The 14,419-nt window shown below is 54.1% G+C and carries 12 protein-coding genes; 8 read left to right on the top strand and 4 right to left on the bottom strand.

Annotated features, from left to right (window positions below):
- Nucleotides 1–201: 201 nt before the first annotated feature.
- Nucleotides 202–933, bottom strand: coding sequence for a GntR family transcriptional regulator (locus TMES_RS01770; RefSeq protein ID WP_085578850.1), 732 nt, complete (start codon nt 931–933; stop codon nt 202–204).
- A 324-nt stretch (nt 934–1,257) separates the two neighbouring features.
- On the opposite strand from TMES_RS01770, the gene TMES_RS01775 reads away from it, so the two are divergent.
- The 8 genes from TMES_RS01775 (at nt 1,258) to TMES_RS01810 (ending at nt 11,658) form a co-directional block, all read left to right on the top strand.
- The gene (locus TMES_RS01775) at nt 1,258–2,343 is read left to right on the top strand and encodes an ABC transporter ATP-binding protein (RefSeq protein ID WP_085578851.1); all 1,086 of its coding nucleotides are present in this window, start codon (nt 1,258–1,260) and stop codon (nt 2,341–2,343) included.
- A gap of 34 nt (nt 2,344–2,377) precedes the next feature.
- Nucleotides 2,378–3,694 (top strand): ABC transporter substrate-binding protein, encoded by a 1,317-nt coding sequence (locus tag TMES_RS01780; RefSeq protein ID WP_085579780.1) that lies wholly within the window; start codon nt 2,378–2,380, stop codon nt 3,692–3,694.
- Between the two features lie 95 nt (nt 3,695–3,789).
- The gene (locus TMES_RS01785; RefSeq protein ID WP_085578853.1) at nt 3,790–4,647 is read left to right on the top strand and encodes an ABC transporter permease; all 858 of its coding nucleotides are present in this window, start codon (nt 3,790–3,792) and stop codon (nt 4,645–4,647) included.
- 1 nt (nt 4,648) lies between these two features.
- Complete coding sequence (locus TMES_RS01790) at nt 4,649–5,473, top strand: ABC transporter permease (protein ID WP_085578855.1); 825 nt, start codon at nt 4,649–4,651, stop codon at nt 5,471–5,473.
- A gap of 10 nt (nt 5,474–5,483) precedes the next feature.
- Nucleotides 5,484–6,227 (top strand): aspartate/glutamate racemase family protein, encoded by a 744-nt coding sequence (locus TMES_RS01795; RefSeq protein WP_085578857.1) that lies wholly within the window; start codon nt 5,484–5,486, stop codon nt 6,225–6,227.
- 761 nt (nt 6,228–6,988) lie between these two features.
- Complete coding sequence (locus tag TMES_RS01800) at nt 6,989–8,830, top strand: glucan biosynthesis protein G (RefSeq protein ID WP_085579782.1); 1,842 nt, start codon at nt 6,989–6,991, stop codon at nt 8,828–8,830.
- A gap of 80 nt (nt 8,831–8,910) precedes the next feature.
- Entirely contained in the window at nt 8,911–11,004 is a 2,094-nt protein-coding gene (gene mdoH, locus TMES_RS01805) for a glucans biosynthesis glucosyltransferase MdoH (protein WP_085578859.1), read from the top strand.
- A gap of 174 nt (nt 11,005–11,178) precedes the next feature.
- Nucleotides 11,179–11,658 carry a hypothetical protein gene (locus TMES_RS01810; protein WP_085578861.1) on the top strand — a complete coding sequence of 160 codons (480 nt, stop codon included), beginning with the start codon at nt 11,179–11,181 and terminating at the stop codon, nt 11,656–11,658.
- Nucleotides 11,659–12,002: 344 nt separating this feature from the next.
- Here TMES_RS01810 and TMES_RS01820 read toward each other — a convergent pair whose 3' ends face one another.
- The 3 genes from TMES_RS01820 to TMES_RS01830 form a co-directional block, all read right to left on the bottom strand.
- The gene (locus TMES_RS01820; RefSeq protein ID WP_085578865.1) at nt 12,003–12,893 is read right to left on the bottom strand and encodes an SDR family oxidoreductase; all 891 of its coding nucleotides are present in this window, start codon (nt 12,891–12,893) and stop codon (nt 12,003–12,005) included.
- Nucleotides 12,894–12,967: 74 nt separating this feature from the next.
- Complete coding sequence (locus TMES_RS01825) at nt 12,968–13,774, bottom strand: enoyl-CoA hydratase/isomerase family protein (RefSeq protein ID WP_085578867.1); 807 nt, start codon at nt 13,772–13,774, stop codon at nt 12,968–12,970.
- A gap of 100 nt (nt 13,775–13,874) precedes the next feature.
- Complete coding sequence (locus tag TMES_RS01830) at nt 13,875–14,408, bottom strand: thioesterase family protein (protein ID WP_085578869.1); 534 nt, start codon at nt 14,406–14,408, stop codon at nt 13,875–13,877.
- Nucleotides 14,409–14,419 lie beyond the last annotated feature (11 nt).

Consider the following 14,419-nt stretch of genomic DNA (forward strand, 5'->3'; position numbering starts at 1 on the left):
GGCCGACGGAAACGACAAAGGGACGGGGTGCTGTGGCAGCCGGTCCCTTTTGTTTTGCAACGTCCGTACCTGCTGTCCGTGCTGCGCGATGCTTGTGAAAAGGGGTTTGGTGCGGGGGTGATGTGCGGGGACGGGCGGGTTTTGGTGGTTCGGGTTTGGGATAAATCAGGCGGCGTCCAGCGCGGTGCCCTGGTGGCGAAATTAACCGGCCTTGCTGGTGGGACGGCGGCCAAAAATGCTGGCGAAATCGGTTTTGCCGGGTTTTTCGCGCTGAAGCTGAAGCCGGTCACGAATGTTATCAAGATGGCGGGCCATACAAGCGGTGGCTTCGTCGGGGTTGCCGCCGGTTAAGGCACGCAAAAGTGCGTCATGGTCATCATGCGAGCAATCGGCGGGTTGCGGGCTTTCATACATGGCAATGATCAGCGAGCTTCGCAAAATCAGCCGTTCTAAAAATTCCTCGATCACCAGATTATTGGCAAGGCGGGCCAGTAACAGGTGAAATTCACCGGACAAAATGATGGCCGCACGGTGGTCGCCCTCGTGGTGGGCTTTATGTTCGGCCTGCAGGTGGGCGCGGATTTGTTCGGCCTGATCGTCGTTCATATGCGTGGTGACCTTGCGTACCACGCCATCCTCGATCATGCGGCGGGCGGAAAAAACCTCGATCGCTTCGTCAATGGTGGGTTCGGCAACAAAGGCCCCGCGATTGGGTACCAGATTAATCAGTTTATCGTGGGCCAGTTGCAAAAACGCGGCCCGAATGCGGGCCCGGCTGACGCCAAAGGTTTTGGCAAGGTCTTCCTCGATCAGCTTCATGCCCGGTTCCAAACGGCGATCAAGGATGGCACCCAGCATTTCCTGATAAATCTGTTCTTCCGGCCGTAATTTTCCGCTGCCGGTGAAGCGTGGGGGCTCGGCGGGGTGGGCCATTGGGGCAGGTCTTTCCTGATGGGGACGAGAAGGCGTGATCTTTAGTTTTTACAAAATTGTTGACGATTTGCATAACGAAAAACCGCAAGGTGGCTGGTTTATTGTCAAATAAGTATAAAAAATATGCATGTTATGTAACTTGTCTAAAAAATGTTCACTTATTGCGCATAAAATCAGCAGTTAATGGATGGGCTATGACCCCGAATTTCAACCTGGACGACCCGAAATGACGATTTTGCGCGCTATTTTCGATATGGCATAGCATTTGCTAACAATCATAAACATAGATTGTTGACAATTTTGCATGCAGTATCGGGTGGGCGGATGACGGGTAACGGGGCCATTGAGCTGATCGCTGTCAGTAAATATTACGGCAGTACAATCGCAGTCAAATCGATCGATCTCAAAATTCCGGCTGGTGCCTATTGCTGTCTGATCGGTCCGTCGGGCTGCGGCAAGACAACAACCCTTCGCATGATCGCCGGACACGAGGCGATCAGCGAGGGGGATCTGTTGATCGGGCAGCGCAATGTCACGGAATTGCCGCCGGTAAAACGCGGTACGTCTATGATGTTTCAGAACTATGCGCTGTTTCCACACATGAGCTGTGCGGAGAATGTCGCGTTCGGCCTGCGCATGCAGGGTGTCTCCCCGGTGGAACGGGCCGAACGTGCCACCGAAATGCTGGCCCGTGTGCATATGGACATGTTTGCTGATCGCAAACCCGACCAGCTTTCAGGCGGGCAGCAACAACGTATTGCGCTCGCCCGCGCCCTGATCACCCAGCCCGAAGTTTTGTTGCTTGATGAGCCTTTATCGGCACTGGACCCGTTTTTGCGCGCCCGAATGCGCGATGAATTGCGCCGCTTGCAACAGGATCTGGGCATCACCTTTGTTCACGTTACCCACGCCCAGGACGAAGCCCTTGCCCTGTCGGACATGGTGGTGGTGATGGAAGACGGGGTTATTCGCCAAAAGGGCACGCCGGAGGAAATATTTAACCGGCCCAAATCGCGCTTTATCGCCAATTTCATGGGCGGGCAGAACATTTTTAAAGGCAAGGTCGCCCGGGCCGATGCCACCACGACGATTGTTGAACGTGGTCCGGACCAGTTTGTTTTGCCGGTTCACGGGGATGCGAAAACCGGTGAAGACCTTGAATTTACCATCCGCACCGATCTGATCGGTTTGGCGGACGACATTCCCGCCGGGGCTGCGCAAAGCCAGATCCCGGTTGAAATCACCACAGTGGAATATTTGGGACTTTGGGTGCGGATCGTTGCCACCACGGTGGATGGCAAGGACATCACCCTGATGAAGACCGAAAGCGAATTTCGGCGTGCGCCTGTGCGCAGGAAGGAAAAGTTTATCGCCTATTGGGAACCCGAACACGCACATGTTCTGGCCTGAAACCAAAAAAACATCGTTTTATCAGGAGCTTCACATGACGACCGAAAAAAAAAGCAAATTGAAGTCCATTCTTCCAGGCAAGGATGTTACCCGTCGCGGTTTCCTTAAAGGGGCTGCGGCCACGGCCGGTGTTGCCATTGGTTCGGGTGCCATTACCGGTTTTCCCACCATCTGGGCGCAGAACATTAAAAATGTGACGCTGCGCCAGTTTGGCACCGGGGTTTCCAACATCAACGCCGTTGCCGACAAGGTGAAGGAAGATCTGGGTTTTACCCTGCAAATGACGGCCCTTGATTCCGATGCCGTGGCCCAGCGCGCCGTGACCCAGCCCAATTCATTTGATATCGCCGATATCGAATACTGGATTTGCAAAAAGGTTTTCCCGGCTGGCACGTTGCAGCCGATGGACGTTGCCAAGATCAAGAATTACGACAAAATCTCGCCCCTGTTCATTACCGGCAAGCTGACACCGGATTCCAAAATTGCCCAAGGCACCGCGCCGCACAAGGTTGGCTTTGTTGACGGCCCGGACAGCACCGATTTTGCCAGCGCCCCCACCCAGTGGATGACGCTTATTCCGACGATTTACAACGCCGATACCCTGGGCATTCGTCCCGATCTGATTGGCCGTCCGATTAATAGCTGGGCCGAATTGCTGAACCCGGAATTTAAGGGCAAGGCATCGATCCTGAATATTCCGGCAATTGGCATTATGGATGCGGCGATGGTTTCCGAAGCAATGGGTGAAATTACCTATGGCGACAAGGGCAATATGACCCAGGAAGAAATCAACAAAACCATCGCCCTGATGATTGAAGCCAAACGCGCTGGTCAGTTCCGCGCGTTCTGGAAAAGCTTTGATGAGTCGGTCAATTTGATGGCCTCGGGCGAAGTTGTGATCCAGTCGATGTGGTCGCCTGCGATTGCCGCTGTGCGATCCAAGGGCATTGAATGCAAATATCAGCCACTTAAGGAAGGTTACCGCGCATGGGGCGGCGGCATTGGTTTGGCCAAGCACCTGTCGGGTCTGGAGCTTGAAGCGGCCTATGAATATATCAACTGGTATCTGTCAGGCTGGGTTGGGGCTTATTTGAACCGTCAGGGTTATTACAGTGCCGCCCCTGATACCGCCAAAACCTTCATGTCCGATGACGAATGGGGTTACTGGATGGAAGGCAAGGAAGCCAAGGGTGACGTTATGAGCCCCGAAGGCAAGGTTATGGAAAAGGCCGGTGCCGTGCGCGATGGCGGTTCTTATGAAGAACGCATGGGCCATGTGGCGTGCTGGAATTCCGTTATGGATGAAAACAAGCACATGGTGCGTAAATGGAACGAATTTATCGCTGCCTGATGCGATGAAAATTTGTGCCGGGTCGCCAATGTGGCGGCCCGGACTTCGCCGCAAGGGCGAGCCTTTTTTACGATTTCTGATTTTGGCGGGATGGCATGTCAGCACCCAATTCCAAACGCGGTTCCTATTTTCTGATCACACCGATGGCATTGATCTTTGCCATATTTTTGGTGGTGCCTTTGCTGACCATCGTGGTGGTCAGTTTTTGGGATTACGACGAATACCGCATCCTGCCTGATTTCATTTTTGAAAATTACAGCTATTTGCTGGGTTCGTCGGTAACCTGGCAAATCTATTTAAATACTTTCAAATACGCCGCGCTGACATGGGCCTTTACCCTGGGTATCGGTTTTACCGTGGCCTATTTCCTGGCCTTTTATGTCCGCAGTCTGACCTGGCAGATTATCCTGTTCATGGTTTGCACCATCCCGTTCTGGACCTCAAACATCATCCGCATGATTTCGTGGATCCCGTTTTTGGGGCGTAATGGCTTGCTTAATCAGGCCTTGATGGGAACCGGGATTATCCACGAACCGCTTGAATTTTTGCTGTTTTCCGATTTCGCCGTGGTGCTGGCCGATGTGCATTTATATACGCTGTTTATGGTGGTGCCGATTTTCAATTCAATGATGCGGATTGACCGATCATTGATTGAAGCGGCGCGTGATAACGGGGCCAGTGGCTGGGCCACCTTGCGCCATATCATTGTGCCGTTGTCCAAGCCGGGCATCGCCATTGGCTCCATCTTTGTCATTACGGTGGTGATGGGCGATTTTATTACCGTGCGCTTGATGAGCGGCGGGCAAAGTGCATCGGTCGGGTTGCAAATTTCCAATGAAATCGGAATGTTGCAATATCCGGCGGCGGCGGCCAGTGCAGTTGTGTTGCTGATTACGGTGTTGCTGATCGTGACCGCGCTTTTGCGCCTCGTTGATATTCGCAAGGAGCTGTAAAATGGTCAGAACCCGCGAAAAACGGCCCACGGCCTTTTATATCCTTGCCGCATTTTTTGCCCTGTTTGTGCTGTTTTTATATGGGCCGATGCTGACCATTTTTATCCTGTCTTTTCAGGGAGAAAATGGCGGGCTGACATTCCCGATGAACGGATTTTCGTTTCACTGGTTTGTTAACCTGTTTCAGCAACAGGCAGTGGGCGACTTTGGCGGGTCTTTTCTGCGGTCATTAAAACTTGGCGCAATTGTTATGGTGGTAACAGTTGTCGTATCCTTTATGGCGGGGCTGGCGTTTCGGTGGCGCTTTCGCGGTGACACCTTTGTTTTTTACCTTGCCATTGCCAGTTTGATTGTCCCTTCGATATTGATTTCGCTGGGCATTGGCCTGCTGTTCAATATTTTTCAGATCCAGCCGCATTGGTACAGTTCCGGCCTTGGTGCCCATTTGACCTGGACATTCCCGTTTGGCCTTTTGATCATGTTTGCGGTGTTTAACCGGTTTGATCCCTCGTTCGAGGAAGCCGCCCGCGATTTGGGGGCGTCGAACTGGCAAACCATTCGCCATGTGGTGTTGCCGATGGTGGCCCCCAGCCTGATTGGCGTGGCGATGTTTTCTTTTACCCTGTCTTACGATGAATTTGCCCGCACCCTGATGACGGCTGGTTCGCTAAATACCCTGCCATTGGAAATTTATGGCATGACCACAAATGTCACAACGCCGGTTCTTTATGCGCTGGGCACGTTAACCACCGTATTTTCCTTTGTCATCATTGGTTTGGCATTTGGGGCGGTTTTGTTGTTGCGCCGTCGCAAGACGATAGGGTGAGGCCGCTAAGATGTCAAAAATAGCCATCATCAACCCCAACATGTCGGCGGGGTTTACCAATAAAATACGCGAGCAGGCCCGCAAAATTGCCTTTCCACATAACGAAATTCTGGCCCTGAACCCACGCTTTGGCCCCGACAGCATCGAAGGTTATTATGACGAGGCCTTTGCCAGCGTGGGTCTGTTATCGGTTATCCGCGAGATCGATCCGACCGGGATTGATGGCTATGTCGTGGCCTGTTTTGACGATACCGGCGTTGATGCCGCCCGATGTTTGACTGCCGCCCCCGTTATGGGGCTGTGTGAAGGGGCGTTGCGCTTTGCCCAAGCCCTTGCCGGGCGATATGCGATTGTAACGCCAATGGCGGTTTCGGTGCGCCCGTTGGAACATCTGGTGCGCAAATATGGCGCGGATCGCGATTGTGTGGTGCGGGCCGCCGGGGTGCGCACCCTTGATTTTGAAGGGGTGCAAGCCGCGCGGGCCTATGAAGCCTTGCTGTTGGCAGCCCAAAAAAGCCTGCGCGAGGATGATGCCGAAGCAATTGTTTTAGGCTGTGCTGGCATGACCGACATTGCCGACCGGTTAAAAGCCGATTTAGGCGTGCCGGTGATTGACGGGGTACAAGCTGCGATTAAAATGGTGGAAGGCATGGCGTCGCTTAAACTGGCAACCAGCAAACACAGCACATATGGTTATCCACCGGCCAAACCTTATCACGGGTTGTTTGCCGGGTTTGAGCCGGTGACGGGTTAGCGCCCAAAGCAGTTTGCCAACATCAACCCGAACGCTAACCCCGGTTTAACCCACCTCAATCTGCAGTCATCGATTGCCATTTGCGCAAAAACCGACCCCGGATGCACAATCGGGGCCGGTTTTTTATGCTGCCCGCCCAAGATAAAATTTCTGGTGGCCCGGTCTGCGATATTGCCGATAGGCGACGTTTTTACGCCGTGTTAAACCGGGACATGAAAAGGTATGGAACAAGCCGACTCGCTGATTTCATGATCTAAAAATTTTCAGTTTTTTAAATAAAGCACCATCGGCACAATAAATTGCCGCACTGCATTATGTTGGAAATCAGCGGGTTTTCATGCTTTTGCCCCTGTAATTGGAAACATTCACCCCCCTATCGCGTTCATCATGCGAAAAACCGGCTTTTCAAGACCTTAAACAGGGCCTAAATCCGTACAGGCAAAATGGGCAAGACGGGGTATACATCCGTGATTGTTCCATACTGTCACATTGCTGCCCCGTTCATCGTGCAAAAGCCCGCAAGGCATATCAACAAAGGTTCCGGCGTGAAAAAAATGCAAATTTGCCAGCAGGTTGACTCGCAGCGTGTCGCACAGAAAAACTTTGCTGTATCCCGTTTGGGGATGGTTTCCGCGTTTGTCATTGCGGCTTTTTGCCTTGCAGGGCAACCTGCGTTTGCGGGTGCAAGCAAAACGGCTGATGGCGCCAAACAACCTGCAGTTTCGCCGGCTTTATCCCCCATTGCCACGGCAAGCCCGGCGATGAAACCGGCAAAAGGCAATGACGCCGTTGCAAGTGCGACTGCAAAACCGGGTGCCGAAAATACCGCCGCGCCAGACACAACCGGCGTAAATGCTGCGCCCGTGGCCGAACAGGCGCAGGCAGGCGGCAACGCCGGCGCGCAAGATGCCACACCAAAAAATGACGCGGCCCAACCCGCAGATACAGCGCAAAGCACGCCGACTGCTGGTGAGGCCGCCCCTGCCCCTGAAAATCAGGATGCGGGCAACGCTGGTAACACCGGCGATGCGGGCGCAACGGCGACCCCGGCGGGCAATGACGCGGCCCAGCCTGCTGATAACGGGCAAAATGCTGCCCCTGTTTCCCCTGCGGCGGATAACGGAGCGCAAAGTGCGCCGGTTGCCGAAAAACCGCCCTTTAGCCCGGAACTGGTAATTGATCGCGCCCGGGAACTGGCGACAAAGCCCTATGAAAACCCGCATCGTGAATTGCCCGGCGCGCTGGCCGATTTGAATGCGGCGCAATATGCCAAAATCAAATTCAAGGCCGATCAGGCGTTTTTAAAGGATTCGGCCACCGGCTTTTCGATGGAGCTGTATCACCCCGGCTATATGTATGATGTGCCGGTCGGAATTAACCTGATCAAGGATGGCAAGGTTCAACCGGTTCCTTATTCGTCCAACCTGTTTGATTTTGCCGATACCGGCCTGTCGGACAACAATGTGGGTGCGCAAGGCTATGCGGGGTTTCGTCTGAAATATCCGCTCGATTCGGTTAAAAGTGACGAAGAACTGGCATCGTTTTTAGGGGCCAGTTATTTTCGTGTTATGGGTCGCGATCAGGTGCGCGGGCAACTTGCCCGTGCGCTTGCCATTGATCTGGCTGGTCCCTCGGGCGAGGAATTTCCGGTCTTTCGTGAATTTTGGGTCGAACAACCCGCCGATCCTTGGGGCAAGGTGACGGTTTATGCCTTGCTAGACAGTGCGCGCGTGACCGGGGCCTATCAGTTTGATATTTTCCCCGGCGAACGCACGGTTTCGTCGATCAAGGCGACCCTGTTTTTCCGGGACCAGATTCAGAAGCTCGGCATTGCTCCGCTAAGCAGTATGTTCCTGTTTGGGGAACAAAAACGCCGCCACTTTGATGATTATCGCAGCGAAGTGCATAACAGCGATGGTTTGCTGATTCATAACGGGCAGGGCGAATGGTTGTGGCGCCCGCTTGATAATCCGAAAAACTTGCAGATCAGCTCGTTTCTCGATCAAAATCCGCGCGGGTTTGGCCTGATGCAGCGTGACCGCGATTTTGATCATTATCAGGATGCCAGTGCGCATTTTGAAAAACGTCCCGGTTACTGGATTACGCCCAAAGGCGATTGGGGCAAGGGCCATGTTGAACTGGTCGAAATTCCCTCGCCTGATGAAACCAACGAAAATATCGTTGCCTTTTGGGTGCCCGATGCCAAACCCAAAGCGGGTGATTCGCTGGAAATTTCTTATGACTTAACCGCCATGAGCGATGGCCGCGAATTGCATAATATGGCCCGCGCGCTTGATACCCGCATCGCCCCGATCCCCGGTGGGGACGAGGATAATGGCGGTATTCATCGCTTTATCCTGAATTTCCGCGGTGGTGATCTGGATTATTATATGGATGATATTGCCAGTTTGCAGGCCGATGTTAGTGCATCAAACGCCAGCGTTAGCAATGTGCGTGTGGTAAAAGACGCGGAAAATGGCGGTGTGCGGATGATGTTTGATCTGGCCGGAACCGGCGAAACACCGACATCAAATTTGCGGGCGTTCCTGCATTACAAGGACCGCGTGATTAGCGAAACCTGGACCATGCCGTGGGCGTTCTAACTGTGCTTTAAGCCAACCCGATATTTTCGCCATCGCCAATGTAATTTCAATGCAGCCTTTTCTGCGCAGGAACAAAATTAATGACCGACAGCCCGGCTATGCCCCGCACCCCTGACGAACTTGATCCGGCTGTGAGGCTGGCCGGGCCGTCCTCGTCGGTGCGGCGTCTGTTTTTGTTTGGCGCGGCATTGGTAACCACGTTTTATGCCGCGTGGTTGATGTCGGATGTTTTGGGTGCTGACCAGTTAACGGCGATGGAAATGGTGGTGATTACGTTTTTCACCATCAATTTTGCGTGGATTTCGCTGTCGTTTTATACCGGTGTTGTCGGTATTTTTCTGCGCGCCTTCAGCATCGATGCGATTACCCTGCGCCGGATGAAACCGATTAACCGCAAGGGCAATTTGAAATCGAAAAACGTTGTGGTTATTCCGGTTTATAACGAAAATCCGGACCGGGTTTTTGCCGGTTTGCGCGCCAGTTATGAAAGCCTGGCGGCAACGGGCGAAATTGATGCGTTTGATTTTTTTGTGCTGTCAGACACCCGCGACCCCGACATCTGGATCGCCGAGGAAATGGCATGGTCGCGGACCTGTTCGGAACTTAAGGCGCGGGGCAAGATTTTCTTCCGTCGCCGGTCGGAAAATACCGAACGCAAATCGGGCAATCTGAAGGAATTTTGCGAAACCTATGCGTCGAACTACGACCATATGATTGTGTTTGATGCCGATAGTGTGATGTCGGGCGAGGCCATGGTGAATATGGCCTATCTGATGGAAAACAATCCCGACTCGGGTATTATTCAAAGTCCGCCGCAGCCAACCGGGCGTTCCACCCTGTTTGCCCGTATTTTGCAGTTCATTTCACGCGTTCACGGCCCCACCATGTCAGCCGGGTTGGCGTTCTGGTGCATGGGCAGTTCCAACTATTGGGGCCATAACGCCATTATTCGCGTGCAGGCCTTTATCGATTGTTGCGGGTTGCCGGTTTTGTCGGGCAAGCCGCCAATGGGCGGGCATATTCTCAGCCACGATTTTGTCGAGGCCGCCTTTATGCGCAAGGCCGGCTGGCGGGTATGGCTGATCCCGCAGCTTGAAGGCAGCTGGGAAGAGTTGCCGCCAAACCTGATTGACTTTGCGGTGCGTGACCGGCGCTGGTGCCAGGGCAATATGCAACATGCGCGGCTTATTTTCGCGCCAGGCTTTTCGCCACTGTCGCGCCTGCATTTCTTTATGGGCGTGATGAGCTTTCTGTCCTCCCCGTTGTGGTTTTTGCTGTTGTTAAGCTCGACCATTGCGACGCTGCAAAACTCGCGCCTGACCTACAGCTTTTTCCCCGGCCAGTTCACCATGTTTCCGCAATGGCCGGTTGACCGGTCGATGGAAATGGTGGTGTTGCTGGTTTTCACCATTGGTATGCTGATTGTGCCCAAAGTGATTTCGGTGTTCATGGTGTTTTTGGGCCGGGACCGGCGCAAATATGGCGGGGCAGCGGTATTGCTGAGCGGCCTTTTGGAAATGATTTATTCTGCCCTTCAGGCCCCGATCATGATGACGCTGCATTCGCGGTTTGTGTTTTCGGTTTTAACCGGCAATCAGGTGGGCTGGGACGCGCAGGAACGTGACGATACCGGCGTGCCGTTTATGGCAGCGGTACGAACCCATATCGGCATTATCATTGTTGGGTTGGTGTGGGGCGCGATTGCGCTTTATGTCGATAGTGCCTTTTTCTGGTGGTTAACACCAATTTTGGCCGGGCTGGTTTTGTCGCCGTGGTTAACGCATTGGTCAAGCTTGCTGTGGCTGGGGCAAAGGGCGCGCAAATACAAACTGTTCCTGACACCCGAAGAAACCGCAACCCCCGAAGAACTGGCATCTTTGTATCGTTTGACCGACGAACGCCCCGGCGATGATGTGCGCGATGGTTTGTTGCAACTGATCGAAGACCCCTATGCCAATGCCTTGCATAGTGCGTTGTTACCGGCCCGCAAACCGGACCGGCGCACCCAGATCGAGGTGGGTATTATTTACGAAAAGCTGGCCCGCCTTGGGGTTGAATCGTTAACCAAGGAAGAAAAGCTGAAGATTTTGTCGTGGCCGGTGAAGCCGCTCGACCAGATTATGGCCGGGCAGCACCTGATCGGGGCCGAAAGCCCTGAAAAAACGCAGGCTTAGCTAGTAAAAAATACACGCATAATTGGTATGGCCCCATGTGGGTAGTGCATGGCCCGTGCCACAAAAACGTCTAAGTTTCGGCAAAGATTCCGACTATATTCAGGGTAATGTGAAGTTAACGACAACAAGAAACCTTGCCGTTAACTCTCACATAACCCGAACAGGGAATGCATCATGGTTGAAATGAGTAACGTGGAAATTTCAAATTCAAGCCCGTCCAGCGAACCAGCGGCAATGTCGCGGTTGTTGAACGAAACCGCCCGCGCCTGGACCCGTTCCTTTGGCGTTCGCAGCGAAATTGCCGAAGACCGTTTGGTAAACGAACTTCGTGCGGCTTTGCGCGACGACATGGTTGGCGCGGTTGCCAAGGGCAACTTGCAAGATATGCTTGATGAAGCAGCCCATAGTGCCATCGCAACCTGGTTGTCCCATGTGACCGGCGATGAAGCGACCCATGGTGCCAACAAGTTTGCCATGCTGCGCTGTGCCTTTTTGTCGGCCAATCAGACCAAGGGCTGGTGCGACCGCTTTTTGGATCGCAACCAGAGCTGCCATGATCTGAACATGGCCTTGCAGGCACAGATGATGCTGCCGACCCCGGCGCGTCAGGAACGTGTCATGCCGCGCCAGACGCTGGAAACGCGCGCTTCGTGATAATCTGATCACGCCAGTATTTCGCCGGGTCATGTTATATCCGGTTGCCCAAAAGTTGCCGCCCGGTGCAAAAGCCCGGCGGCACTTTTTGTTTTGGGGTGGTTTTACCGGTTTGCGCGCGCAAAAAAGAACCCGCCCGGTAGGGGGCGGGTCGAGTTCGCGGGCGAATGGGGCCGCCCCGTCATTGGTTTGGCCCCGATGGTGGCATCAGGGACAAGGCCCCGATACCGACGAATGGTGTGTTTTCAAGCCCCGTTAGACGGATGTGGCGTTTAGACATTGTGGCTGTATTTTCTGTCGTGTTTTGTGCGGCACTGCGGGCATTAATCTGCAGCAGTGCGGTGTCAGTTCTTGTATTTCCCGGCTATAATTTTCAACAATCTGGCAACATGCGGGTCGTTGGCACCGTTCTTGTCGGCTTCATAAAAGAAATCGGGAAAGGGTTCTTTGCCCGGTGTCAGGTTATAGGGTTCAAAATCGCTGATCCCGATGGCTTGCAGCACACATTCATCGGTGAAAAAGCCGCCGCTAACCTGGCGGGCCGGGCTGGTTAAAATGGCATGGGCGGCATCGGCCAGAATTTGCGGTTTGCGCGCGCGGCCTGCTTCAAGCCCGGGGATCATGTTTAAGGCCGCTGTTTCAATAACCGTGACCGGCCACAACGAATTAATCCCAACGCCCTCATCGGCAAACTCGGCAGCCAGACCAAAGGTCGCGAGGCTCATGCCATATTTCGATAGGGTATAGGCCGGGTGGTTGGCAAACCAGTGCGGGCTCATGTTCGGTGGCGGCGACATGGTTAAAATATGCGGGTTGTCTGATTTTAACAGATGCGGCAGGCAGGCCTGCGCACAGGCGAATGTGGCGCGTGTATTCACCTGCGCCATCAAATCATAACGCTTCATCGGGGTTTGCAAGGTCGGGGTTAAGTTAATCGCGCTGGCATTGTTGACCAGGATATCGATGCCGCCAAATGTTGCGACGGCTTTGGCAACGGCTGCGGCGATCTGGTCTTCGTCGCGAATATCGGTTTTTAAGGGCAGGGCCTTGCCCCCGGCGGCCTCAATTTCCGTCGCCACACTGTAAATGGTGCCCGGAAGTTTGGGGTGCGGGGTGTCGGTTTTGGCGATAATGGCGATATTGGCCCCGTCGCGGGCGGCGCGCAGGGCAATTTCGCGGCCGATGCCGCGTGAGGCCCCGGTGATAAAAAGGGTTTTTCCTTTAAGGTCGGCCATGTTTTTTTCCCGAATAACTGTTGTGGTTCATCGCGCCAAGGCTGGTTTGGCGGGCGCTTGGCTGCGGGCCTGTTTTATTTGCCGTTAAAGGCCGGTTTGCGTTTTTCAACAAAGGCGGCAACGCCTTCGCGGAAATCATCGCTGATGGCGCATTCGGCAAAGGCTTTTGCTTCGGCGGCCAGTTGGGCGGGCAAATCGCGGTCCGGTGCGCTGTTGAGCAGCGCCTTGGTCCGGGCCAGGGCCGAGCGCGGGCCTGCAGCCAGGCGCTTGGCAAGTTTGGCCGTGGCCCAACCCAGTTCGTCACTGGCAACAACCTGATTGATCAAACCTAGGGCGTGGGCCTCGCTGGCATCAAACCGGTCGCCAAGAAAGGCAATTTCCTTGGCTTTTTTCATGCCGACAAGGCGGACCAGCGAATGGGTAGAGCCGCCATCGGGCGAGGTGCCGATATGGCAATAGGCCAAAGTGAAAACGGTTTCACTGCTGGCAATGGCCATGTCGCACGCATTCATCAGGCTGATGCCAAAACCGGCAACCGCCCCGTTTAGCCGGGCAATGACGGGGCGGGGAAGGTCGGTCAGGCGGGTAATGATCTGGTGGACCTTATCGATCATGGCGGCAATTTGGGGCTGGGCTTCATCGGCGGGGATTTGGCCAAGTGTGTGAAAAAACTTCACATCGCCCCCGGCCATGAAGGTTCCCCCGGCACCGGTAATAACCACCGCACCGATATTTTCCATTTCGATATCGATTTGGTCCAGGGCACTCAACAGCCCGGTCACCATGGCCCCGTCCAGCGCGTTCATGCGATCGGGCCGGTTCAGGGTGATGGTCGCGATCTGGTTTTCAATGCTCAGAATGACGGCATCTTGCGATGGCATTTGGGTTCCTCCCCGCGCAAAGGCGGTCCTGTGATGTATTGGCATTTTGTTTGATGATGCCTTCTTTGGTTCGGGCATCTGCGGGATTTTCCGGGGTGGGCTAAATTGCGCCTAACCGTTGTTCAATGGCATTTTCAATTTCGGGCCAGCCACTTAGCCAGTCCGGGACATCGGGTGACGGGTCGATCAGGCCCAGTTCGGTGCAAATATGGGACGGGCGAATAACCCCGCCACGGCCAACAAACACGGCCTTGACCACGGCCAGCGCCAGCGTTTTGCCATCGGCGACAAACCGTTGTTCGAGATAAAACCCCTGTTCATCCCAATACAGCGCCTGCGTTTCAAGATGAAAGCGTTGAAACGGTTTGATCGCGCGTTTGAACCGCATGGTCGATACCGAAACGACCGGCTGCCATTTGTGTTTTAACACCAGCCGAAAAATGCCGGTGCGCAGGATCAATTCGGTACGCCCTAAATCCATTAAGGCAAAATAACGCGAATTGGTCATGTGCATATTGATATCAAGATCCGTCGGCCAGGTGCGAAAAGCCAGAACCGACGGGTCCATCGGGTGCATGGCGGGCCGCAACCACCCCAAAAACAAAATGCGGATCAAGCGAAAGATCAAATTCATCGACTGCTCCG

The organism is Thalassospira mesophila (assembly GCF_002115755.1).
Lineage (GTDB): Bacteria > Pseudomonadota > Alphaproteobacteria > Rhodospirillales > Thalassospiraceae > Thalassospira > Thalassospira mesophila.

Bases quoted from the DNA above. Each gene is read 5' to 3' on its own strand.
- TMES_RS01800 (WP_085579782.1), top strand. From the start codon at position 6,989: ATGAAACCGGCAAAAGGCAATGACGCCGTTGCAAGTGCGACTGCAAAA.
- TMES_RS01820 (WP_085578865.1), bottom strand. From the start codon at position 12,893: ATGGCCGACCTTAAAGGAAAAACCCTTTTTATCACCGGGGCCTCACGC.
- TMES_RS01810 (WP_085578861.1), top strand. From the start codon at position 11,179: ATGGTTGAAATGAGTAACGTGGAAATTTCAAATTCAAGCCCGTCCAGC.
- TMES_RS01785 (WP_085578853.1), top strand. From the start codon at position 3,790: ATGTCAGCACCCAATTCCAAACGCGGTTCCTATTTTCTGATCACACCG.
- TMES_RS01780 (WP_085579780.1), top strand. From the start codon at position 2,378: ATGACGACCGAAAAAAAAAGCAAATTGAAGTCCATTCTTCCAGGCAAG.
- mdoH (WP_085578859.1), top strand. From the start codon at position 8,911: ATGACCGACAGCCCGGCTATGCCCCGCACCCCTGACGAACTTGATCCG.
- TMES_RS01770 (WP_085578850.1), bottom strand. From the start codon at position 933: ATGGCCCACCCCGCCGAGCCCCCACGCTTCACCGGCAGCGGAAAATTA.
- TMES_RS01775 (WP_085578851.1), top strand. From the start codon at position 1,258: ATGACGGGTAACGGGGCCATTGAGCTGATCGCTGTCAGTAAATATTAC.
- TMES_RS01795 (WP_085578857.1), top strand. From the start codon at position 5,484: ATGTCAAAAATAGCCATCATCAACCCCAACATGTCGGCGGGGTTTACC.
- TMES_RS01825 (WP_085578867.1), bottom strand. From the start codon at position 13,774: ATGCCATCGCAAGATGCCGTCATTCTGAGCATTGAAAACCAGATCGCG.
- TMES_RS01790 (WP_085578855.1), top strand. From the start codon at position 4,649: ATGGTCAGAACCCGCGAAAAACGGCCCACGGCCTTTTATATCCTTGCC.
- TMES_RS01830 (WP_085578869.1), bottom strand. From the start codon at position 14,408: ATGAATTTGATCTTTCGCTTGATCCGCATTTTGTTTTTGGGGTGGTTG.